The organism is Rugamonas fusca (assembly GCF_014042365.1).
Classification (GTDB): domain Bacteria; phylum Pseudomonadota; class Gammaproteobacteria; order Burkholderiales; family Burkholderiaceae_D; genus Rugamonas; species Rugamonas fusca.
This window is the reverse complement of sequence record NZ_JACEZS010000012.1, coordinates 22,788-44,943: the sequence shown is the minus strand read 5'-3', so window position 1 is coordinate 44,943 and position 22,156 is coordinate 22,788. Positions and strand designations below refer to the sequence as shown.

Here is a 22,156-nt window from a genome sequence, read left to right as displayed (position 1 = left end):
CGCGCAGCCATTTTTGCCACGTAAGAATTACTTAATGTGTGCGCGCCATCATCGCTGCCATGAGAGGTCGGGCATGGCCGGACCTCAATTGACCAAGGAGAGCAAGATGAGCGAATTGAATGGCACTGCCGCGGCGCCGGCCGATGGCAAGGTGCTGGTGTGGGATGCGCCGGTGCGCGTATTCCACTGGCTGATGGTGCTGTGCTTCGCCGGCGCGTATCTGACGGCCGAGCAGGATGGCCTGCGGCTGCTGCACGTCACGCTGGGCTACAGCATGGTGGGGCTGGTGGTGTTCCGGCTGCTGTGGGGCGTGATCGGCACGCGCCATGCGCGGTTCACGGATTTTGTGCGCGGACCGGGCAAGGTGGTCGCGTACCTGCGTGGCCTCGCGCAGGGCAAGCCCGCCCATTACGTGGGCCATAACCCGGCCGGCGCGCTGGCCATCGTGGCCATGCTGGGCCTGACCCTGGCCATCGGTGCTTCCGGCTGGACGTTGTTCCAGGATCTGGGCGGCGACGCGCTGGAAGAAACCCACGAACTGCTGGCCAATGTGATGGTGGCGCTGGTGGTGCTGCACGTGGCGGCGGTGGTGGTGAGCAGCCGCCTGCACGGCGAGAACCTGGCGGCGGCCATGGTCACCGGCCGCAAGCGCGGCACGGCGGCCGAGGCGATCCGCAGCGCGTGGCGTCCGCTGGCCGTGCTGTTGCTGGCGGCCGTGCTGGGCTTCGGCGCGCTGCAGTGGTCTCACGCGCCGGCCGGCATCGCAGCGCTGAGCGGCAAGGGTGAACATGCGGCCGGCCAGGTCCGGCACCATGACCACGACGAAGACTGATGCGGACAGCGTGCGCTTGACCTTACAACGGTGGTAAGGTACACACTGTGGAATGTGTACCGCTACCGGAGTAAGGAATGACTGCAGTCAGCATCAAGGAATTGGACCTGCCCATCTCGGGCATGACGTGCGCATCGTGTGCCGGGCGGGTGGAAAAGGCGCTGGCCGCCACCGCTGGCGTGCGCAGCGTCTCTGTCAACCTGGCTACTGAAACGGCGCGGGTGACGGGCGACGCAGGTCTGTCGGCCGCCACCCTGGCCGGCGCGGTGCGCAAGGCCGGCTACGATGTGCCCACCCACGACTACACGCTCGCCATCGGTGGCATGACCTGCGCCTCGTGCGCCGGGCGGGTGGAAAAGGCGCTTGCCGCCGTGCCGGGCGTGCTGTCCGCCAGCGTCAACCTGGCCACCGAGCGGGCCAGCGTGACGGTGGCCGGCGACGAGACCGATATGGCGCGCCTGGCGGCGGCCGTCGCCAAGGCTGGCTATGAGGCCGGCCCTGCCGACATCCCCACCGGGCCGGCTGCACAGGCCACGCCGGCCGCCGCGCCCCGCCGGCTATCGGAACCCGCGCAGATCGCCATCTCGGCTGCCCTCACGCTGCCATTGCTGGCGCCCATGGTGGCCGGCCTGTTCGGCTTCCACCTGATGCTGCCGGCCTGGCTTCAATGGGCGCTGGCCACGCCGGTCCAGTTCTGGATCGGCGCGCGCTTCTACCGCGCTGCGTGGAAGGCGCTGCTGGCGCGCACCGGCAATATGGATCTGCTGGTGGCGCTGGGTACATCGTCAGCCTATGGACTGAGCCTGTACCTGTGGTTGACGCAGCCCGGCGGCATGATGAATTTGTATTTCGAGGCGGCGGCCGTCGTCATCACCCTGGTCCGGCTGGGCAAATGGCTGGAGACGCGCGCCAAGCGCCAGACCACGGAGGCCATTCGCGCACTGCAGTCGCTGCGCCCGGAAACGGCGCGCGTGCGCAGCGGGACCGCGTGGCGCGAGATACCCGCCGCCGCGCTCAAGGTGGGCGACGAGGTGCAGGTGCGCCCCGGCGAGCGCATCCCGATGGATGGCGTGATCCTCGAAGGCGGCACCCATGTCGATGAATCCATGCTGACTGGCGAGAGCCTGCCCGTCAGCAAAGGGCCGGGCGAGAAGGTGATCGGTGGCGCCGTCAATGGCGAAGGCTTGTTCGTGGCCCGCACCAGCGCCGTCGGTACGGAGTCGACGCTGGCGCGTATCATCCGCGCCGTGGAGGACGCGCAGGCCGCCAAGGCGCCGATCCAGCGCCTGGTGGACCAGGTCAGCGCCGTCTTCGTGCCGGCCATCGTCGCCATCGCGGCCGTCACTTGCGCGGGCTGGTGGCTGGCCGGCGCCGGCTGGAGCACGGCCATCATCAACGCCGTGGCGGTGCTGGTGATCGCCTGTCCGTGCGCGCTGGGACTGGCCACGCCGACCGCCATCATGGCCGGCACTGGCGTGGCGGCCCGCCACGGCATCCTGATCAAGGACGCGGAGGCGCTGGAACTGCTGCACGGGGTACAGGTGGTGGCCTTCGACAAGACCGGCACGCTCACGGTGGGGCATCCGCGCCTGGCGGCCCACGTGGCGGCCGATGGCGACCACCAGCGGCTGCTGGCGCTGGCGGCGGCCGTGCAGCAAGGCAGCGAGCACCCGCTGGCGCGCGCCATGCGCGACGCGGCGCTGGCGGATAACGTTGCGCCGCTCAGTGCACAGGACATGAAGGCCGTGCCGGGATATGGCGTGACGGCCGTGGTGGATGGCCAGTCGCTGGCCCTTGGCAACGAGCGCATGCTGGTCCAGCATGGCGTGAGTGTCGAACCCTTGCGCGAACAGGCGCGCGCGCAGGAGCAGGGCGGCGCCACCGTGTCGTGGCTGGCGCGGCTTGGACCGTCGCCCGCCCTGATCGGCATGCTGGCCTTCGGCGACGCCGTCAAGCCGGAAAGCCGGGAGGCCGTCGAACGATTGCATGCGCTGGGTGTGCGCACCGTCATGCTCACCGGCGACAACCAGGGCGCCGCCGAGCACATCGGCCGCGAACTGGGCATCGACGAAGTGCATGCGCAGGTGCTGCCGCAGGCCAAAGGCGCGGTGATCGCCGGATTGCGCAAGGCCGGCAAGCGGGTGGCGATGGTGGGCGACGGCATCAACGACGCGCCCGCGCTGGCCTCGGCCGACGTGGGCGTGGCCATGGGCAGCGGCACGGACGTGGCCATGCAGACGGCGGGCGTGACGCTGATGCGGGGTGACCCGCGGCTGCTGGTGGACGCCATCGACATATCGCGCCGCACCTACAGCAATATTCGGCAGAACCTGTTCTGGGCCTTCATCTTCAACCTGGTGGGCGTGCCGCTGGCCGCCTTCGGGCTGCTCAACCCCATGCTCGCGGGCGCCGCGATGGCGTTTTCCAGCGTGTGCGTGGTGAGCAATGCCTTGCGGCTCAAGCGCTGGCGCCCCCATTCGGTGTCAGGTCTGTCATTCGGACACTAGCGCATAGTCCTTGTGCCAGATCAATAGCAAGTCGGCTATATCGACTTCTACATGTTCGCATGCGCAATCGCAATTGTGCTGCCTGTCAGGCGGAGTACGGTGCCATGATGAACAGGCCACTGCGAATCGAATTCGAGCATGCGCTTTACCACGTCACAGCGCGCGGTGATCGGCAGGACTACATCTTTCGCTCCGACAACGATCGGCTGACATGGCTCGCACTTCTTGGCCAAACCTGCGCGCGCTTTAACTTCGTGGTGCGGGCGTATTGCCAGATGAGTAATCACTATCATCTCTTGCTCGAAACGGTCCATGGCGAACTTGCCCGTGGCATGCGCCACTTGAATGGAAACTATTCGCGTTATTTCAACCGCGCCCACGACCTGGTAGGACATGTGTTCCAAGGGCGGTACAAAGCGATCCTTTGCCAGCGCGATACGTACCTGCTGGAACTGTCGCGCTACATAGAACTCAATCCTGTGCGTGCCCGGATGGTCGAACTGCCTGTTGACTGGCCGTGGAGTAGCTATCAGTCAACAATTGGGCTGGTTGATGCACCGATCTGGCTGCGCTCCGATTCCGTGCTGAGGCGATTCGGTAGTAACGTTCGAGACGCCAGACTATCGTACCAAGCGTTCGTTGCCGCCGGCATCGGTGGTATCAGTCCCTTGGCAAAGGTCAGCAACGAAATGCTGCTTGGCGACGACCAGTTCCGCGCAAGTATCATAGGTGTCGAGCCTACCGGCAACCCCAAGGAAATCAAGCGCGGCCAAAGGCGGGCGGTGGCACGCTCGCTACCAGAGTACTTTGCGACTTACCGCGATCCCAAGGAGGCAATGGCGCGCGCATATCTGTCCCTCGACTTTACCATGCCAGAAATTGCCCGGCATGCCCGGGTCTCGGTTAAGACGGTGAGCCGCGCGGTCGCGGCATTCAAAGCTGAAGCGTAGTCTTGAGATTGCTCAAAGAAGCTCCACCGATGTCCGAATGACAGACCTGACACCGGTGTCAGGCGTCGATCAGGATGGCGCGGAAGTCGTTCACGTTGGTCAGCGTGGGGCCACATATCACCGAGTCGCCCAGCGCCTGGAAGAAACCGTGGCCGTCGTTGTTGGCCAGCGCGTCGCGCGGCTTGATGCCCAGCGCCCAGGCCCGTTCCAGCGTGTCCGGGCCGAGCAGGGCGCCGGCGATTTCCTCCTGGCCATCCACCCCGTCCGTATCGCAGGCGATGGCGTGCACGGCGCTCAGGCCGTTGAGGGCGATCGCCAGCGACAGCAGGAACTCGACATTGCGTCCGCCACGGCCGTTGCCGCGCACGGTGACGGTGGTTTCGCCGCCCGACAGCAGCACGCAGGGCGCCGCGAAAGGCTGCCCCCGCGCCACCACTTGCCGCGCCATGCCGGCCATGACGATGCCCACGTCGCGCGCTTCACCTTCGATACTGTCACCCAGGATGTAGGGCGTGACGCCTGCGGCGCGGGCCACGGCGGCTGCCGCTTCCAGCGCCATTTGCGGCGTGGCGATCATGCGGATCGCGCTGCCGGCCAGACGCGGATCGCCTGGCTTGACGGTTTCCGCGGCCCCGCCTTCGAGCAGCGCGACGATATGCGGCGCCACGTCGATGCCGTAGCGGCGCAGGATGGCCAGCGCGTCGGCGCAGGTGCTGCGGTCGGCGCAGGTGGGGCCGCTGGCGATATCGGCCGGATCGTCGCCCGGTACGTCCGAAATGAGCAGCGTGAGCACGCGCGCGGGATGGCAGGCCGCCGCCAGCCGCCCGCCCTTGATGGCCGACAGGTGGCGCCGCACGCAGTTCATCTCGCTGATGGTGGCGCCGCTCTTCAGCAGCGCCGTGTTGATGGCTTGCTTGTCGGCCAGGGTGAGCGCGTCGTCGGGCAGCACCAGCAGCGCCGAACCGCCGCCGGAGATCAGGCAGATCACCAGGTCGTCCGCCGTCAGACCCTCGACCATGGCGCGGATGCGGCGCGCCGCTTGCAGCCCCGCTTCGTCGGGGACGGGATGGGCCGCTTCGACAATCTCGATGCGCTGGCATGGCACGCTGTAGCCGTAGCGCGTCACGACCAATCCCTGCAACGGGCCGGGCCAGTGCTGTTCCAGCGCGCGCGCCATTTCGGCCGAGGCCTTGCCCGCGCCGATCACCAGCGTGCGGCCCTTGGGCGCCGGCGGCAGGTGCGGCGGCAGGCAAAGCGATGGCTGGGCGGCGGCGACGGCCGCGTCGAACATGCGGCGTAAAAGTTGGCGAGGGTGGTTCATGGCGCTCCTGGGCTGGGCCGCGCGTGGGCGGATGATGTGGCGAAACCGGCCGATCGCGCCGCGTTGGGCGAAACCGGCCGGCGTGGAAATGCGTGACATTGTCCACTGATCAGGATGCTATTCTGACTGCGATGGCCGTTTCTGGCCAGCGGCGACCGTCGTCGTTCCAGCTTGAATTGGAACGTTACTCAATTTTACTCAGGAGAACATGAAATGGGCTCAAGTGGATCGGGTGGGTCGAGTGGCAGAAGTGCGCAGACGCCGAGCGAGAGTTCGCAAGCATCGAGTTCGAGTGGCAATGTGGACGAAATCGCGGTGATGCTCGATCAATTGACTGATGGGGCCAATTACCGGATTTATCATGTCTGGAAGGGACGGCCGCACCACAGCCATATACGATTGAGGGAGCACGATGACCGGCCACGCATGAATTTCGGCCTGTTTGACTCGGATGGGGTCGCCACGCTGATCTGGAAAATTGTTGAGCAGAACGGCTACCATATCAGTGCCAGTTATAAAGCGAACCCGGTGGTCGCCAGCAAGGCGCAGATCGTCGCGGCCTACAACAGCGCGATCAGTTCCTGCGGCGGCAAATACAATCTACTGAACAATAACTGCCAGAAATTCGCCCGCTTGTTCATGACCAATCTTGGGTCTGTGCATCAAAGGCAATTATTCCACCCCTAATTGGCATGCCAGCGGGTGTCCGGGGGCAATTTCTGGAAATCGCCCCCGTCGCTGCGGTGATCGTTGCCAGTCTGCGTGTCACGCGGCTTGCGCGCACAGTTCCGGCATCGGCCTGGTCAGCATGATCGGCATCACGACGGGGGCGCTGTGCACATGGCGTTGCGCGCCTGCCTGGGTGTAACGGCGCAGGTCGCGGTACAGGTCGTAGGCGGGGCGGGCGGGCCAGTCTTCCGGCAGGAATTCCAGTGGCAGCATGGGGTCGTTGTGGCGGCACTGGTGCCAGGCCAGTCCTACCAGCACGCGGATCACGAATGCCTGTTCCGCCGTTGGCGCGGGGCTGGTGCGCAGGGTGTCGCGCAAAGGTCCGCATTGCTGCATGAAGCGTTCGTAGTCGGCGCGGGCGGCGCTCAAGTCCCACGCCTCGCGGCCGAATTCGGCCGGTGGCCGGCCTCCCGTCACTTGCCGGCCACTGACCTTGAAAATCTCCATGTGGGCGTCTTCCCCCAATTCCGACAAGTCGTCCTGGCCACGCGTCTCGTGGTCCGTGGGGCGGGCCAGCACGTTGGGCGCCAGCGCGCAGTAGCCGTGGTTGGCCAGCGCCTTGCGCAAGGTGGCGTAGGTGGCCGCGCCGATGCGGCCGCCGGCGTTGATCAGCAGGGTCCAGTCGCCATCCCAGTGGCGCTCTGGCGCGGCGTTCAGGCGGCGCCAGGCGGCGCGCAGGCCGTCGGCGGCCGATGGCGCCACTTCGTAGCTGGCGCGGCGGCCATGGCGGCGCGATTGCAGGCAGCCTTGCTCCGTCAGGCGGAACACGCTGGTGCGGGTGGCGCGTTCATCCAGGCCGAACGGCGCCATCAGCCGTATCAGTTCGTGCAGCCATACCGGCTCGTCGCCAGCCAGGTCAGGGTCGCTGAAGATCAGTTTGAGCAGCGCCGTCGAGCGGGGCGCCATCTGCCGCGTGCTTACGCGTATCCAGTGTTCTAAGGTCATGGTGTTCTCGTTCGGGGACAGGAATTTCAGGCCGGCGCCAGTTGCTTGCCGGTTTGTGCTTGGCGCTGCAGGCGGCGGTACATGCGCATGACCTGCAGCAGGTTAATCCATAAGAACAGGCAGGAGGCGCACATGGCCGCGCCGGCTGGCCGCGCCAGCTGCTGCGGCCAGTAGCAGGCGGCCAGCAACAGCAGCAGCGCCGCCAGGTGCAACGCGAACTGCAGGCGCGCGTGCCGTTCGGGGATGATCTTGTTGACGTTGGGCGCGCCGCGGCCGATCGCTTCCTGCAGGTGATACCACGTCAGGAAGGGCACGATCTTGTACAGCATGCCGTTGATGGTGGTGAGGGCGAAGCCGGCGATGAACAGCACGCCCAGCGCCAGCGGGTGGGCGGCGTCGCCGGCCGCCACCGGCAACAGCCACAGTAGCAGCGCGGCCAGCAGGCTGGCCATGGCGGTGCGCCAGAACAGCGTGGTGGGATCGGCCTTGGGCCGCTTGCGGCGCGCCAGCAGGGCCAGCGTGATCGCGGCGAACAGGCCGTAGCCGGCCACGATGGCCGACTGGGTGGCCGCATGGAACCAGCGGTCCTGCGGTTGTTGCAGGCTGGCGCCGATCGAGCTGGCCAGCAGCAGCAGGAACAGGATGGTGGTGAAGGAGCGCGTGAGCCATTGCGGATACGGCTCCGTCACCTGGAACATGGGCACCACCTGGAACGCCACACCTACCACCAGCAATCCCACCCAGCCGAACAGGCCCCACATGGCGTGCACGTCGGTCAGCACGGGCAGCGGCAGCGACAGCAGCTCGGGAAACGCCAGCGCGCCGGCCAGCAAGCCGCCCAGCACGATGGTGATGGCGAGCGCCGCCAGCGACAGGCGGATGGCGGCCACGGTGGCCGTGGCGCCGCTGGCGTGCTGCTGCCATAGCCCGATGGTGCAGGCCACCAGCAGCAGGCACAACGCCGTCAGCAGCGCCGCCAGGGCCAGCTGGAACAGCGCGGGCGCCTCCAGCCAGAATGCGCAGGCCAGCAGCAGCGTGCCAGCGCACAGCGCGACGTGGACGACGACGGCGACCGGACGCGCGTGCGGCAGGCCAACGCCGGCCACCACGGGCAGCATTTGCAACAGGGCGCCCACCATCGTCATGCTGAGGCAACCGAGGGTGAGCAGGTGGGTGATGGCCAGCGTGGCCGGCGTCCAGCGCGAGGCCAGCGCGGCGTCGCCCTGCCACAGCAGCAGCGCGGCGGCCAGCGCCGCGAACAGGGGCGCGCTCAGGAAGTAGCGCATGGGCAGCGCCAAAGGCGGATTTTGATCGAACGACAGGGCGCGTTGCATGGTGTGTGGTCGAACAGGGTGTCAGGCAGCCTGCTGCGGCTCCCAGATCAGCAGCTCAAAGCGGTAGTCGGGGCGGGCCGAGATGCTGTGGGCGAAGCCGTTACGCTCCAGTACCCGGTACAGCGGATGGGGTTCGCGGTCGATCAGCACGCGCAGGCGCTGGCCCGGCTGGATGCGGTCCAGCGCTTCCAGGATCAACACCATCGGTTCAGGCGGTTCCAGGCCGCCCACGTCCAGGTCCTGGTCTTCCCACTGCATGTCGATGTCGCTCATGGTCACGCTCCTTGTTCGGCCGCCGCCTCGAAGGCGCGCATCTGGTCCAGCAACTGGGGCAGCTGTTCGCCCAGGAAGCGGTCGGCCATGGGGTAGAGGATGCCTTCCTCTTTCAGATTATGCTGGCGCATCAGCATGCGCAGCGTGTCGGCATGGCTGAAGAATTCATCACCATCCTGGGCCACGATGGCGTCGGCCATGCCCTGCACCAGTTCGCGCATGTGGCCATGCTCGCCGCGCATGACGGCCGTGGGGCCGCCGCTGTGGCCCATGGCCTGTTCCAGCGCGGGGAACATCAGCTGTTCCTCCATGCCCAAATGGTGTTCCAGCATGCCGCGAAAGGCCGCGAAATCGCCGCTGGCCAGTTCCCATTGCTTGCCCACGACGCGTGCCTCGGCCAGCGCGTACTGGTCGTCGCATTGCTGGTGGTCGCGTCCTAAAAATGTGCCGATGCTGCTCATGTTTGTTCCTTGGCGAAGTATTGAGTTGCATTGTCACATTCTGGCAAGCCGTAAATCTTTGATACACATCAAGGATTCCAACGATGCATGAGCGTTACAGTTCGGGCTTGCAATCAGGAAGGCCTTTTATGCTGTTGACTGTTTTAGACAAGTTCCGGATCCGGGACAAGCTGCTGCTCCCCATCGTGCAGGGGGGCATGGGGGTAGGTGTGTCCGCGCACCGCCTGGCCGGCAGTGTCGCGCGCGAGGGAGCGATGGGCACCATCGCCAGCGTGGACCTGCGCCGCCACCATCCCGACCTGATGGAGCAGACCGGCCGCAGCAAGGACCAGGCCCTGATCGAAGCGGTCAACCTGACGGCGCTGGATCGCGAAATCGCCAAAGCGCGCAACCTCGCCGGTGGCAAGGGCATGATTGCCGTGAACGTGATGCGGGCCGTGAGTCAGTACGCCGACCTGATACGCCAGTCCTGCGCCAGCGGCGCCGACGCGTTGGTGGTGGGCGCCGGCCTGCCGCTCGACCTGCCGGAACTGACGGCCGAACACCCGAACGTGGCCTTGATCCCGGTGCTGTCGGACGCGCGCGGCATCGCGCTGCTGATCAAGAAATGGATGCGCCGTAACCGCCTGCCGGACGCCATCGTCATCGAAAATCCCCGCTTCGCGGCCGGCCACCTGGGCGCGCCCAACACGGAAGCCGTCAAGGACCCGCGCTTCGGTTTCGCCACCGTGCTCGAAGGCGCGCACGCGCTGCTGCGCGAACTGGGCCTGGAACGCGAGCGCATTCCCCTGATCGCGGCCGGTGGCGTGCATACGCACGAGCAGGTCAAGGACTTGATCGGCATGGGCGCCAGCGCCGTGCAACTGGGCACGCCGTTCGCCGTCAGCACCGAGGGCGACGCCCACCAGGTGTTCAAGGACGTGCTGCTGGAGGCGGGCGAGGATGATACCGTCACCTTCATGAGCGCGGCCGGCCTGCCGGCGCGCGCCGTGCGCACGCCCTGGCTGATGCGCTACCTGGACAAGGAATCCAAGCTGCAATCGAAAGCCCGTCCCAAGCCCTGCACGGTGGGCATCGAATGCCTGCAGCAGTGCGGCTGGCGCGATGGCGATGCCAGGGCCGGCCAGTTCTGCATCGACACCCAGTTGGCCTTCGCGCTGGAAGGGGACCGCAAGCGCGGCCTGTTCTTCCGGGGCAGCGAGTCCTTGCCGTTCGGCGCCGCCATGCGGCCCGTCCGTGAGCTGATCGACTACATGTTGAACGGCACGCAGCCGCCACCACTGGCCGCGTGAGCGGTCGCAACGCACCACAATTTCCACCGGCCGCCGCGGCTGCGGCCGGCTCAACCTAGCCTTGATCTCGCACACATGAGTAATTTATCCGTATCTTCCAGCCCGGCCGAAAGCCAAGCCGGCATAGAACTGGTTTGCCCCGCCGGCAGCCTGCCGGCGCTCAAGGCCGCCATCGACAACGGTGCCGACTGCGTCTACCTGGGCTTCCGCGACGCCACCAACGCCCGCAACTTCGCCGGCCTCAATTTCGACGACGTGGCCATCGCCCAGGGTATCGAGTATGCCCATAGCCGCGGGCGCAAGGTGCTGCTGGCCCTGAACACTTATCCGCAGCCTTCCACCAGCGGCTTGTGGCGCACCGCCATCGACCGCGCGGCCGGCGCCGGCGTGGACGCCGTGATCCTCGCCGATCCGGGCCTGATGCAGTACGCGGCCGAGCACTTCCCGGACCTGCGCCTGCACCTGTCCGTGCAGGGCTCAGCTACCAACTACGAAGCCATCAACTTCTACCAGAAGCACTTCGGCGTCGCGCGCGCCGTGCTGCCGCGCGTGCTGTCGCTGGCCCAGGTGGAATCCGTGGCCGCCAATACGACGGTGGAGATCGAAGTGTTCGGATTCGGCAGCTTGTGCGTGATGGTGGAAGGGCGCTGCGCGCTGTCGTCCTACGCCACGGGCGAATCGCCCAACACCCACGGCGTGTGCTCGCCGGCCAAGGCCGTGCGCTGGCAGCAGGGGCCGAAGGGCCTGGAATCGCGCCTGAACGGGGTGCTGATCGACCGCTACGACGAGGAAGAAAACGCCAGCTACCCCACACTGTGCAAGGGCCGCTTCAACGTGGAAGGCGAAACCTACTACGCCGTTGAAGAACCGACCAGCCTGAATACGCTGGAACTGCTGCCGCAGCTGATCAACATGGGCGTGCGCGCCGTGAAGATCGAAGGCCGCCAGCGCAGCCCCGCCTACGTGGCGCAGGTCACGCGCGTGTGGCGCGACGCCATCGACCAGGCCAAAAACAACGCGGCACGCTATTCCGTCAAGCCGGACTGGATGACGGAGCTGAACCGGGTGGCGGAAGGCCAGCAGCACACGCTGGGCGCCTATCACCGTTCGTGGAAATAATCTCTTAGGGAGCAAGCATGTTGAAACTCGCCCTGGGCCCCATCCTGTATTACTGGCCCCGCGACACCGTAATGAAGTTCTACGAGGAGATCGCGACCTCGCCGGTCGATATCGTCTACCTCGGCGAAGCCGTGTGCTCGCGCCGCCATGAACTGCGGCTGGCCGACTGGCTGGAGATCGCCGAAAAGCTGCAGGCGGCCGGCAAGGAAGTGGTGCTGTCCACACTGGCCCTGCTCGAATCGGGCTCCGACGTGACGACGCTGCGCCGCCTGACGGGCAATGGCCGCTTCGCCGTGGAGGCGAACGACATGGGCGCCGTGCACCTGGTGGCCGGCGGCATCCCGTTCGTGGCTGGTCCGCACGTGAACGTCTACAACCCGCCCACGCTGCAGTTGATGGGCCAATTGGGCGCGCGCCGCTGGGTCATGCCGCTGGAGATGGGGCGCGAAGGCCTGGAGCAGATGCAGGCGGGCCGTCCGGCCGGCATGGAAACGGAAGTGTTCTCCTACGGCCGCATGCCGCTGGCGTTCTCGGCCCGCTGCTTCACGGCGCGCAACCGCAATCTGCCCAAGGATGATTGCCGCTTCAGCTGCCTGGACTACCCGGACGGTTTGCTGATGCAGACCCGCGAGGACGCGCCATTCCTCGTGCTGAACGGCACCCAGACCCAGTCCGCGCTGGTCTATAACCTGATCGAGGAGCTGGACCAGATGGCCAGGCTGGGCGTGGATGTGGTGCGACTGAGCCCGCAATCGCAGCATACGCGGCGCGTGATCGAGTGCTACGACGCCGTGCGCCGGGGCGATATGTCCGGTCCGGCGGCCAACGCCATCCTGGCCGACTGTATGCCGGCCGAAGCGTGCAACGGTTACTGGTACGGCAAACCAGGTCTCGAACAACAAGCAGGGAAGGCAGCATGATGCAAACCGCGAATCCATCCATCAAACGCGCCGGCCAGACGCTGCCGGCTCCCGTGGCCGCCTTCTTCGGCCGACTGCCGCCGTTCCCCGGCTCGCTGCTGTTCGTCACGGGCCTGAACCTGACCTTGCGCCAGCACCTGCCGGCCGACGTGCGCGCCAGCCTGCAAGGGCGCAGCCTGCGCATCACCGTGCGCGACGCGTCGGTGTCGTTCGATTTCGAATGGCAGGGCGAGCGCTTCGCCGCCCGCCGCCGTGCGCCGCAGGTGGACCTGGAGATCGCCGCCAGCGCGCGCGATTTCCTGGCCCTGGCACGCCGCGAGGAAGATCCGGACACGCTGTTCTTCTGCCGCCGCCTGTCCATGGAAGGCGACACGGAACTGGGCCTGCTGGTCAAGAACACGCTGGACGCGATCGAAGCGCCGATGCTGGACCTGGCGCGCCAGGCGCTGCAACGGTGGCTGCAAGGACTGAGACCTGGCGCCGCCAAGCGCGGCTGATGCAACACTGAACGGAGGAACACGCGATGGCTGGAAAACACAAGGATCTGCCGCTGGTCTACTCGTGTTCCGGCTGTTCCAGCGCCGCGCAGACGGCCAACCAGGTGGCGCTGCAACTGGACCGGCGCGGCGTGGCCGAAATGTCGTGCATCGCGGGCGTGGGCGGTGACGTGCCGTCGCTGGTCAAGCTGGCCAAGTCCGGCCGCACCATCGTCGCCATCGATGGCTGCGCGCTCGCGTGCGCCCGCAACTGCCTGGAGCGGCATGCCGTCGTCCCTACCCACCATGTGCTGCTGCAGCACATGGGTATCAAGAAACGGTTCCATACCGATTTCGACCCTGCGCAGGCCGACCAGGCCGTCGCGCAGGTCGAGGCCATGCTGGAGGGCGCCCGATCGGCCCCTCCGGCGCCCCCATCAAATCTACCCGAGGAGACCATACCATGAACCTGTCCCTGTCCCTGCTGCATGCGCTCAAGGCGCACGGCGCCCGCGAATTGTTTGGCCTGCCCGGCGACTTCGTGCTGCCGTTCTTCCAGCAGGTTGAGCAATCGCAAGTGCTGCCGCTGTACACGTTGAGCCACGAGCCGGGCGTGGGCTTCGCGGCCGACGCGGCGGCCCGCTTCCAGGGCGGCGGCCTCGGTGTGGCCGTGGTCACCTATGGCGCCGGTGCGCTCAATATGGTCAACGCGGTCGCCTCGTCCTATGCGGAGAAGGTGCCGATGGTGATCATCTCCGGTGCGCCTGCCGCGCACGAGCGCCGCAACGGCTTCCTGCTGCACCACCAGACCCGCACGCTGGACTCGCAGCTGGCCATCTTCCGCGAGATTACCTGCGACCAGGTGGTGTTGAACAATGCGGAGACCGCACCGGCGGAGATTGCCCGGGTGCTGCGCAACTGCCAGGCGCAGTCGCGTCCCGTGTACATCGAACTGCCGCGCGACATGGTGGCCGTGCCGTGCGAACCCGTGCCGCGCCTGCCCGCGCCCGCGCATGACGCGGACGCGCTGCAAGCCTGCGTGCAGGAACTGCTGGCGCGGCTGGCGCGGGCGCGCAATCCCGTGCTGCTGGTGGGGATCGAGATCCGCCGCTTCGGCGTCGAGGACAAGGTGGCGCGGCTGGCCAAGCTGCTGCGCGTGCCGGTGGCCACCACCATCATGGGCCGAGGCCTGCTGGCCGAGACGGACGCGCCGTTGCTGGGCACCTACCTGGGCGTGGCGGGCGATCCGGCCATCACGCAAGCGGTGGAGGAATCGGACGCGCTGCTGATGCTGGGCGTGCTCGTCTCGGACACCAACTTCGGCGTCTCCGAACGCAAGATCGATATGCGGCGCGGCATACTGGCGTTGGACGGGCAGGTTACGATGGGCTACCACGTCTACCCCGACATTCCGCTGGAAGCGCTGCTGGACGGCCTGCTGGAGTGCGCGCAGTCGCTGGCACCGCAAGCGCCTGAGCACAAGACGGCCCGCTATCCGCACGAATTGAAGGCCGACGGTGCGCCCATCGAACCGATGGACATCGCGCGCGCAGTCAACGACCTGATGGCCAGCCATGGCCGCATGCCCATCGTGTCGGACATCGGCGACTGCTTCTTCACGGCGCTCGATATCGAGAACACGGCGCTGCTGGCGCCCGGCTATTACGCCACCATGGGCTACGGCGTGCCGGCCGGCCTGGGCTTGCAGGCATCGAGTGGCGAGCGGCCCATCATCCTCGTCGGCGACGGCGCCTTCCAGATGACGGGCTGGGAGCTGGGCAACTGCCAGCGTTATGGCTGGGATCCCATCGTCATCGTGTTCAACAACTGCGGCTGGGAGATGCTGCGCACGTTCCAGCCCACGGCCCGCTACAACGACCTGAGTGACTGGCACTTTGCGGACGCCGCGCCAGCCCTGGGCGGCGATGGCTATCGCGCCGAAACGCGCGAGCAGCTGCAGCAGGCCTTGCAGAAGGCCTTGGCCACGCGCGGCAAGTTCCAGCTGATCGAAGCGATGCTGCCGCGCGGCGCGCTGTCGGCCACGCTGGCGCGCTTCGTGGACGGTGTGCGCCGCCTGCAAAGCACCACACCAACGGCATAAAAAGCGGCGGGGGTCAGGTCCGGCATCGTGCCACAACACGGCCGGGGGGCAGGTCCGGCATCGCGCCCCAATATGGCGCGATGCCGGACCTGACCCCGTCTTTTTTAGGCCCTTTAGTGGCTGCGCCGCATTGTAAAGTGCGGGAACATGTCCGATACGGCGCTGACGATGGCCGGGCCGGGATAACCAGCCACCGCACCCGCGTTCAGCGCACCATCTCCGCAACCTTGCGAGCGGAACTCCTGCAACACGTAGTTCTTCACCCCCATGTCGGCCAGGGTGGACGCCAGCGCGATGATGCCGTCCGGTTTAAGTAGCGTGGGATGCACGGTGGTGCGGCATTCATATGGAATGCCGCTCTCCAGGATGGCGCGTGCACATGCTTCGGCATCCACGCCGCTGCCCGGTGCGCCCGTCACTGCCGCATACTTGTCGAATGGCGCCTTGACGTCGAATCCTACCCAGTCCAGCTTGGGCAGCAGTTCGCGCAGCCGGTCCGGGTAGATGCAGGCCGTGTGCAGGCCCACCTTGAATCCCAGCGCGCGCACTTCGTCCACCGCCGCCGGCAATGCCGGGTCGGTGGTCGGCTCGCCGCCGCTGAAGACCACGCCGTCAATCAGGCCGGCCCGCTTCTGCAGCACCTTCAGCACGCTGGACCAGGCCAGCGGGCTGCGCTTGGGACGCGATTGCAGGTGCGGGTTGTGGCAGTAACCGCAACGCCACGCGCATCCCTGCACGAACACGACCGCCGCCAGGTGGCCGGGGTAGTCGGTGGCAGTGAACGGCGTGAAGCCGCCCACCTTGAGCTGGCCGGCGTCCATGCTAGCAGGCCGCAGTGCTTTGCGGCTCCTGGAAGTATTTGCGCTCGTAGAACTCACCCTTCTTGCCCGTATTGAAGGACGACACGGGACGGTGGTAGCCCATCACGCGGGTCCAGATTTCGCACGGCTGGCGGTCGGCGTCGTTCAGCACAACGGTGCGTGGCATGGCTTGCAGGGTGTGGCTCATATCGGTCATGGTGGTTCCTTTCGTTTAGAGGGTTGCAACGTCGCGTTGCTGGCGTGCGATCAGGTCAGCATCGCATTTCGGGCAGAACTTGTGGCTGCCGCTCAGGTAGCCGTGTTTCGGACAGATCGAGAACGTCGGCGTGATCGTGATGTACGGCAGGCCGAAGCGGCCCAGCGCGCGGCGCACCAGCGTGCGGCAGGCGGCAGGGCTGGACAGCGCTTCCGTCATGTACAGGTGCAGCACGGTGCCGCCCGTGTACTTGCGTTGCAGGGCGTCCTGCTGCTCCAGTGCCTCGAACGGATCGTCCGTGTAGCCGACCGGCAGCTGCGAGGAGTTGGTGTAGTAGGGCATATCCTTGGTGCCCGCTTGCAGGATCTCGGGATAGCGCTTGCGGTCTTCCTTAGCGAAGCGGTAGGTCGTGCCTTCGGCGGGCGTCGCTTCCAGGTTGTACATATGGCCCGTCTCGTCCTGGAACTCCAGCATGCGGGCGCGCACGTGGTCCAGCAGGCGCAGCGCGAAGTCGCGGCCCATGGGCGTGGTGATGTCGTCGGCGTCGTCGCTGAAGTTGCGGATCATCTCGTTGATGCCGTTCACGCCCAGCGTGGAGAAGTGGTTGCGCAGCGTGCCCAGGTAGCGTTTGGTGTACGGGAACAGGCCATTGTCCATGTGGCGCTGGATCACCTTGCGCTTGATTTCCAGGCTCTGTTTGCCCAGCTGGAGCAGCCGGTCGAGCGCGGCCAGCAGGCCCGCTTCATCGCCGCGGTGCAGGTAGCCCAGGCGCGCGCAATTGACCGTCACCACGCCCAGCGAACCCGTTTGCTCGGCCGATCCGAACAGGCCGTTGCCGCGCTTGAGCAGCTCGCGCAGGTCCAGCTGCAAACGGCAGCACATGGAACGGATCATGTTCGGCTTCAGTTCCGAGTTGATGAAATTCTGGAAGTAGGGCAGGCCGTAGCGCGCCGTCATCTCGAACAGCAGTTCCGCGTTTGGGCTCTCCCAGGCGAAATCCTCGGTGATGTTGTAGGTCGGGATGGGGAAGGTGAACGCGCGGCCCTTGGCGTCGCCCGTCATCATGATCTCGATGTAGGCGCGGTTGATCATGTCCATCTCGGTTTGCAGGTCGCCGTAGGTGAACGGCATCTCCTGGCCGGCGATCACGGGCACCTGTTCGCGCAGGTCTTCCGGGCAGACCCAGTCGAACGTAAGGTTGGTGAACGGGGTCTGGGTACCCCAGCGCGACGGCACGTTGAGGTTGTAGATCAGCTCCTGGATGTACTGCTTCACTTCGTCGTACGACAGGCTGTCCTTGCGGATGTAGGGTGCCATGTAGGTGTCGAAGGAGCTGAACGCCTGGGCGCCGGCCCATTCGTTCTGCAGCGTGCCGAGGAAATTGACGATCTGGCCGATGGCGCTCGACATGTGCTTGGGCGGGCTCGATTCCACCTTGCCCGGCACGCCGTTCAAGCCCTCGTTGAGCAGGGTGCGCAGCGACCAGCCGGCGCAGTAGCCGGCCAGCATGTCCAGGTCGTGGATGTGGATGTCGGCATCGCGGTGGGCCTGGCCCACTTCGGGCGGGTACACGTGATTGAGCCAGTAGTTGGCGATCACCTTGCCCGACACGTTCAGGATCAGGCCACCGAGCGAATAGCCCTGGTTGGCGTTGGCGTTCACGCGCCAGTCCTGCTGGTTCAGATATTCGTTGATCGACGATTCCACGTCCACCAGCGACTTGCGGTCCTGGCGCAGGCTGCGGTGCTGCTCGCGGTAGACCACGTAGGCGCGCAGCGTCTTGCGGTGGCCGGCGTCGTACAGCACCGATTCCACGGTGTCCTGCACGCGCTCGACGGTCAGTTGCGCCAGGTCCGTCATGTCGCTCAGGCGCAGCACGGTCACCTGGGCCAGGCGGCTGGCGCCGTCGGCGTCGAATTCGCCGGTGGCCAGGCCGGCGCTTTGCAGGGCGGCGACGATCTTGGCGGCGTCGAAATGCTGCCGCGAACCGTCGCGCTTGATGATGTATGTTTGTTGCATGGCTTCGCCCACAATCCCTCCGGATACTATCTGTAGTTTGGAACTACAGATTAAACACTAGATATGGTGTGGTCAACGAATCCCGGCACATCTTTGTTTATTCTTGATTCAAGTTAAAAAAAACGAAGCGGCGTTGTCGGGCGGCGTTCAACCGGACTTCAGCGCGGCCGCGATCTGCTTGACGAATTCCGGTTCCGGCGTGGTATCGAGCTTGCTGCTGGCGCCCAGCACGTTGCCGCCCGCGTCGAGCAGCACGATGCGCGTGGTGTGGTTGATCTCGCCGCTGCCCATGACGCGGAACTTGATGTTGAGGGCGGCCGCCAGCATGCGGGTCTGCGCTTCATCCTTGGCCACGGCCAGTTTGAACTGGCTGGTGTCGAGGTGATGGAAGTTGGCCAGCTGGGCCAGCGAGGCAGGCGAATCGTGGAAGGGATCGAGACTGACCATCAGCACCTTGAGCTTGCGGCCCTGCGGCCCCAGCGCGGCCACCGTGCGCTTGAGCGTTTCGATCACGACCGGGCAGGCGGCGTTGCAGTCGCCGTAGAACATGGTGACGATGGCCACCTGGCCGGCCATGTCGCGCAGGCTGCCGCGCTGGCCCTGGCTGTCGGTGAGGGTGGTGTCGAGCTGGTACAGCGAGGCGCCGGCGTAGCTTGGACGGGCAGCTGGCGCGGCCGTCGCGGCCAGCGGCGCCGTGGCGGGCAGGGCGCAGGCGGCCAGCAGCGCGCCGGCGAGCGCGCCGCGTAAGAGGTTTGAACGGATTGTCATGGTGAAGTCCTTGGATTCAGGGAGTCGCGTCGCGGGCGCAGCGAAATCCCAGGTTGGCGCCATCCTGCTGGCTTTCCATGGCCGACAGCAGGGCCAGGCGCATCAGCACCGCATAGTTGCGGCGGTCCGCCAGCGAGACGGCGGCGCCGCCGCAGTAGTCGAGTGATCTTTGTTCGCCCTTGGCGCGGCTGTCAGCGTTGACGAACAGGCCGCTGTAGTCATCCACCCATTCCCAGATCAGGCCGTGCATGTCGTACAGGCCGTAGAAGTTGGGCGCGTGGGCGGCCACGGAGCGGGGCGGATGGGTGCCGGGCGAGGCGTACCAGTCGAGGATGCGGGCCAGCCAGGCCGGATCGTCGCGGGCGTCGGGCCGGCGCTCGTCGGCGGCGGCCGCGAATTCCCATTCGTACCAGCGCGGCAGGCGGGCCTGCTCGCTGGCGCAAAATGCGGCGGCCGCGTACCAGCTCACGCGCGTTACGGGCGCGTCCGGCGCCAGTGGCGCGGGATCGTCCGCGCTGCCCCACGTTTGCAGATAGGTGGGCGAAGCGAATAAGGCCGGCGCCTGGCCGCGGACCCATTCCGGATGCTGGCGCAGGAATGCGCGGAACTCGCCGTTGGTGACGGGGTGGGTACGCATCTGGAACGGGGCCACGGTGGCGTCGGACGCCACGCCATCGGCTGGCAGCACGCTGCGCAGCTGGCCGCCGGGCAGCGGGCGGTATTCGCCGCCGCTGGCGCCGGCCGCGCACATGAAGGCCACCAGGCAGGCGGCCGCCAGATGGCGTGGCGTGGTGGCCATGATTACTTGGCCTTGCGCATATCGCGCACTTGCGCCGGGGTGATCACCGGCTTGCCCTTGTTGAGCTCCACGTTGACGTAGTTGATCACGGCGGCCACGTCATCGTCGTCCAGGGTCTGGGCCGGCATCACGCCGTTGTAGTGATCGCCGTTGACCACGATCTCCCCGCTACGGCCGTTGATGACGATGTGCGCCATCTCATACGGACGTTGCTGGAAGAAGTCCGAATTGGCCAGTGGCGGGAACACGCCAGCCACGCCCTTGCCGTCGGCCTGGTGGCAGGCCGCGCAGGTGCTCTCGAACACCTGCTTGCCGCGTACCTGCTGGGCCGTGTGGGCGGCGCCGGTGACGACGGGCGCGGCGGGCGCGGCCGGTGCGGCCTTGGCGACCACCCCTGGCAATGGCGTCTTGATGCCCTTGCTGTAAATCTCTGGCCGCTCAGGACCGGAGATCGACAGCAGGCCGATGGCGCCCTTGTTGAACGCGCGCGACAGTGAGTGGTCCACCAGCGTCAGGTTGCCCGGCACGCGCGGCACGAATTCGACGATGGTCGAGCCGCCGGCCGGCACCATGGTGGTCTGCACGTGCTCCTGGTAGTGCTTGCCGCCTTCCGTGTACACCTTGTCGAAGATGGTGCCGATGATGTGGAAGCTGGAGGTGACGTTCGGGCCGCCGACGCCGAAGTACATGCGCACTTTCTCGTTGGCGTTCGCTTTCAGCGCATTGGCGCCCGTCAGCGCGCCGTCGGCGCCGTTGAACAGCACGTAGGTGGGCTTCTCGTCGATGGTTTTCTGCATGTCGAACGCTTGCAGGCCGGGCGCGCGATAGGCGCCGCTGGTGTAGAACTCGCCCTGCATCACGTAGAACTCTTTGTCGACGGGCGGCAAACCTTCCTTCGGTTCGACCAGGATCATGCCGTACATGCCGTTACCGATGTGCATATCGACCGGCGCCGTGGCGCAGTGGTACACATACAGGCCCGGGTTGAGGGTCTTGAAGGTGAACGTGGCTTCGTTACCCGGCGCGATCAGGGTTTGCGCGGCGCCGCCGCCCGGGCCGGTCACGGCGTGCAGGTCGATATTGTGGGGCAGCTTGTTGCCCGGCAGGTTCTTCAGGTGCAGTTCCACCGTGTCGCCTTCGCGCACGCGGATCATCTTGCCCGGCACGGTGCCGCCAAAGGTCCAGAAGGTGTAGCGGGTGCCGGGGGCGATCTCGCGCTCCACTTCTTCCACCGTCAGGTTGACGACCACGCGCGCTGCCGTGGTGCGCGTGATGCGCGGGGGCAGCGCCGGTGGCGCCACCAGTTCCTGCACTACAACGGGCAGGGCGGCTTCTGCAGCCGGAGCCGCAGGCGCGGCAGCGTTGACGGGAACCATGCTGAGAGCGGCGGAGACGCTGGCCAGCCAGGTCGCGGCAAGTTTGTATTTCTTCTTCATCTTCTTCACCTTGTTGGTTGATGGTGCCACCCCTGATGTGGATGACGGTTCCATGCTACGGTCCGGGTGGAAGACTTTCCTTGATGTAAGTTACCGATTTGCCCGGGAGGTCGGGCAATCCTTGATCCAGGTTACCGAATCGCGCGGAGGGCGCGCTGAACGGATCAGAACGGCCACACCTGCTTGGTGAAGGCCACGCTGCCGATGTAGAGGAAGGCGGTGACGGCGGCCACGAACGCGGTGGCGCGCACGGCGCGGGTCTTGCCGCGCTTGAGGGCGATGGTGCCCAGTACGATGTAGAGCAGCAGGGCCAGCACCTTGGCGGTGAGCCAGCCTTGCACGAACGGATATTGGTGGGACAGGACTACCATGGTCAGGGCGCTGGCCAGCAGCGCCGTGTCGATCACGTGGGGCGCGGTGCGCACCCAGCGCTGCTGCAAGCGGGCCGGGTTGGCCAGCATCCAGTACCCGCGCAGCAGGAACAGGCTGCCGCTCATGGCGGCGCAGCCCATGTGGAAATGCTTGATGGCGTAGTAGTCCATGGCCGGCGGTCAGGCCGCGACCAGGAAGTCGATGATCACCTGGCCCGGCTGGCGCGACACGTAGGCCACTTTCACGCGCGGGCCGAAGAACTGGGCGATCTGGTTCAGCAGCGGCAGGGGATCGTGGTCGTTACAAAAACGCATGACTTCTCCGGGGTTCAGGGAATCCAGCGCGCCGAAGATGGCGGCGTGGCGGAATCGTTTGGCAACGCCGCGCGCGTCGAAGGGGTAGATGCCATCGGGGCCGGTCGGTTGCGAGCAATCGTGGGACATGTTAACACTCCAGGTCAATTTAATCAAAGTGGGGGAGGCGGC

At 66.3% G+C, this 22,156-nt stretch carries 23 protein-coding genes; 10 read left to right on the top strand and 13 right to left on the bottom strand.

Annotated features, from left to right (window positions below):
• Positions 1 to 106 precede the first annotated feature (106 nt).
• The 3 genes from H3H36_RS14885 (at position 107) to H3H36_RS14875 (ending at position 4,289) form a co-directional block, all read left to right on the top strand.
• Positions 107 to 832, top strand: a complete 726-nt coding sequence (locus H3H36_RS14885; RefSeq protein WP_182218877.1) for a cytochrome b/b6 domain-containing protein — start codon at positions 107 to 109, stop codon at positions 830 to 832.
• Positions 833 to 909: 77 nt separating this feature from the next.
• Positions 910 to 3,339 carry a heavy metal translocating P-type ATPase gene (locus H3H36_RS14880; protein ID WP_182218876.1) on the top strand — a complete coding sequence of 810 codons (2,430 nt, stop codon included), beginning with the start codon at positions 910 to 912 and terminating at the stop codon, positions 3,337 to 3,339.
• Positions 3,340 to 3,443: 104 nt separating this feature from the next.
• Positions 3,444 to 4,289 carry a transposase gene (locus tag H3H36_RS14875; RefSeq protein WP_229219925.1) on the top strand — a complete coding sequence of 282 codons (846 nt, stop codon included), beginning with the start codon at positions 3,444 to 3,446 and terminating at the stop codon, positions 4,287 to 4,289.
• 58 nt (positions 4,290 to 4,347) lie between these two features.
• On the opposite strand, the gene H3H36_RS14870 is transcribed toward H3H36_RS14875, so the two are convergent.
• On the bottom strand, positions 4,348 to 5,610 hold the full coding sequence (locus H3H36_RS14870; protein ID WP_182218875.1) for a glycerate kinase type-2 family protein: 1,263 nt from the start codon (positions 5,608 to 5,610) through the stop codon (positions 4,348 to 4,350).
• Between the two features lie 300 nt (positions 5,611 to 5,910).
• Here H3H36_RS14870 and H3H36_RS14865 point away from each other — a divergent pair, with 300 nt between their 5' ends.
• Positions 5,911 to 6,297, top strand: coding sequence for a hypothetical protein (locus tag H3H36_RS14865; RefSeq protein ID WP_182218874.1), 387 nt, complete (start codon positions 5,911 to 5,913; stop codon positions 6,295 to 6,297).
• A 78-nt stretch (positions 6,298 to 6,375) separates the two neighbouring features.
• On the opposite strand, the gene H3H36_RS14860 is transcribed toward H3H36_RS14865, so the two are convergent.
• The 4 genes from H3H36_RS14860 to H3H36_RS14845 are packed head-to-tail and all read right to left on the bottom strand — an operon-like array spanning position 6,376 to position 9,352.
• Positions 6,376 to 7,284 carry a PaaX family transcriptional regulator gene (locus tag H3H36_RS14860; protein WP_182218873.1) on the bottom strand — a complete coding sequence of 303 codons (909 nt, stop codon included), beginning with the start codon at positions 7,282 to 7,284 and terminating at the stop codon, positions 6,376 to 6,378.
• A 26-nt stretch (positions 7,285 to 7,310) separates the two neighbouring features.
• Entirely contained in the window at positions 7,311 to 8,618 is a 1,308-nt protein-coding gene (locus H3H36_RS14855; RefSeq protein WP_182218872.1) for a permease, read from the bottom strand.
• 21 nt (positions 8,619 to 8,639) lie between these two features.
• A complete protein-coding gene (locus tag H3H36_RS14850; protein WP_229219924.1) occupies positions 8,640 to 8,891 on the bottom strand; it encodes a DUF2249 domain-containing protein in 252 nt (83 codons plus the stop codon).
• Between the two features lie 2 nt (positions 8,892 to 8,893).
• Positions 8,894 to 9,352, bottom strand: coding sequence for a hemerythrin domain-containing protein (locus H3H36_RS14845; protein WP_182218871.1), 459 nt, complete (start codon positions 9,350 to 9,352; stop codon positions 8,894 to 8,896).
• A gap of 128 nt (positions 9,353 to 9,480) precedes the next feature.
• Between H3H36_RS14845 and H3H36_RS14840 the strand changes: the two genes are divergently transcribed.
• The 6 genes from H3H36_RS14840 (at position 9,481) to ipdC (ending at position 15,260) form a co-directional block, all read left to right on the top strand.
• Positions 9,481 to 10,644, top strand: a complete 1,164-nt coding sequence (locus H3H36_RS14840) for an NAD(P)H-dependent flavin oxidoreductase (RefSeq protein ID WP_182218870.1) — start codon at positions 9,481 to 9,483, stop codon at positions 10,642 to 10,644.
• Between the two features lie 75 nt (positions 10,645 to 10,719).
• Positions 10,720 to 11,763 (top strand): ubiquinone anaerobic biosynthesis protein UbiU, encoded by a 1,044-nt coding sequence (gene ubiU / locus H3H36_RS14835; RefSeq protein WP_182218869.1) that lies wholly within the window; start codon positions 10,720 to 10,722, stop codon positions 11,761 to 11,763.
• 17 nt (positions 11,764 to 11,780) lie between these two features.
• The gene (ubiV, locus tag H3H36_RS14830; RefSeq protein ID WP_182218868.1) at positions 11,781 to 12,683 is read left to right on the top strand and encodes a ubiquinone anaerobic biosynthesis protein UbiV; all 903 of its coding nucleotides are present in this window, start codon (positions 11,781 to 11,783) and stop codon (positions 12,681 to 12,683) included.
• Positions 12,680 to 13,180: a ubiquinone anaerobic biosynthesis accessory factor UbiT gene (gene ubiT, locus H3H36_RS14825; RefSeq protein ID WP_229219923.1), complete on the top strand. Its 501-nt coding sequence runs from the start codon at positions 12,680 to 12,682 to the stop codon at positions 13,178 to 13,180. The genes ubiV and ubiT overlap by 4 nt, the downstream gene beginning before the upstream one ends.
• Positions 13,181 to 13,206: 26 nt before the next feature.
• A complete protein-coding gene (locus H3H36_RS14820) occupies positions 13,207 to 13,626 on the top strand; it encodes a putative zinc-binding protein (protein ID WP_182218867.1) in 420 nt (139 codons plus the stop codon).
• Positions 13,623 to 15,260, top strand: a complete 1,638-nt coding sequence (gene ipdC, locus H3H36_RS14815; RefSeq protein WP_182218866.1) for an indolepyruvate/phenylpyruvate decarboxylase — start codon at positions 13,623 to 13,625, stop codon at positions 15,258 to 15,260. Before H3H36_RS14820 ends, ipdC begins: the two co-directional genes overlap by 4 nt.
• Before the next feature lie 113 nt (positions 15,261 to 15,373).
• Here ipdC and H3H36_RS14810 read toward each other — a convergent pair whose 3' ends face one another.
• The 8 genes from H3H36_RS14810 to H3H36_RS14775 form a co-directional block, all read right to left on the bottom strand.
• The gene (locus tag H3H36_RS14810; RefSeq protein ID WP_182218865.1) at positions 15,374 to 16,081 is read right to left on the bottom strand and encodes an anaerobic ribonucleoside-triphosphate reductase activating protein; all 708 of its coding nucleotides are present in this window, start codon (positions 16,079 to 16,081) and stop codon (positions 15,374 to 15,376) included.
• Position 16,082: 1 nt separating this feature from the next.
• Positions 16,083 to 16,268, bottom strand: a complete 186-nt coding sequence (nrdD, locus tag H3H36_RS27925; protein WP_182218996.1) for an anaerobic ribonucleoside-triphosphate reductase — start codon at positions 16,266 to 16,268, stop codon at positions 16,083 to 16,085.
• Between the two features lie 24 nt (positions 16,269 to 16,292).
• Positions 16,293 to 18,296, bottom strand: a complete 2,004-nt coding sequence (locus H3H36_RS14800) for a ribonucleoside triphosphate reductase (protein ID WP_182218864.1) — start codon at positions 18,294 to 18,296, stop codon at positions 16,293 to 16,295.
• Between the two features lie 147 nt (positions 18,297 to 18,443).
• Complete coding sequence (locus tag H3H36_RS14795; RefSeq protein ID WP_182218863.1) at positions 18,444 to 19,064, bottom strand: SCO family protein; 621 nt, start codon at positions 19,062 to 19,064, stop codon at positions 18,444 to 18,446.
• A 16-nt stretch (positions 19,065 to 19,080) separates the two neighbouring features.
• Positions 19,081 to 19,863 (bottom strand): formylglycine-generating enzyme family protein, encoded by a 783-nt coding sequence (locus H3H36_RS14790; protein ID WP_182218862.1) that lies wholly within the window; start codon positions 19,861 to 19,863, stop codon positions 19,081 to 19,083.
• A gap of 2 nt (positions 19,864 to 19,865) precedes the next feature.
• Positions 19,866 to 21,299, bottom strand: coding sequence for a copper-containing nitrite reductase (nirK, locus tag H3H36_RS14785; RefSeq protein WP_182218861.1), 1,434 nt, complete (start codon positions 21,297 to 21,299; stop codon positions 19,866 to 19,868).
• Positions 21,300 to 21,463: 164 nt separating this feature from the next.
• Positions 21,464 to 21,841, bottom strand: coding sequence for a SirB2 family protein (locus H3H36_RS14780; RefSeq protein ID WP_182218860.1), 378 nt, complete (start codon positions 21,839 to 21,841; stop codon positions 21,464 to 21,466).
• A gap of 9 nt (positions 21,842 to 21,850) precedes the next feature.
• Positions 21,851 to 22,114, bottom strand: a complete 264-nt coding sequence (locus tag H3H36_RS14775; RefSeq protein WP_182218859.1) for a DUF2249 domain-containing protein — start codon at positions 22,112 to 22,114, stop codon at positions 21,851 to 21,853.
• Positions 22,115 to 22,156 lie beyond the last annotated feature (42 nt).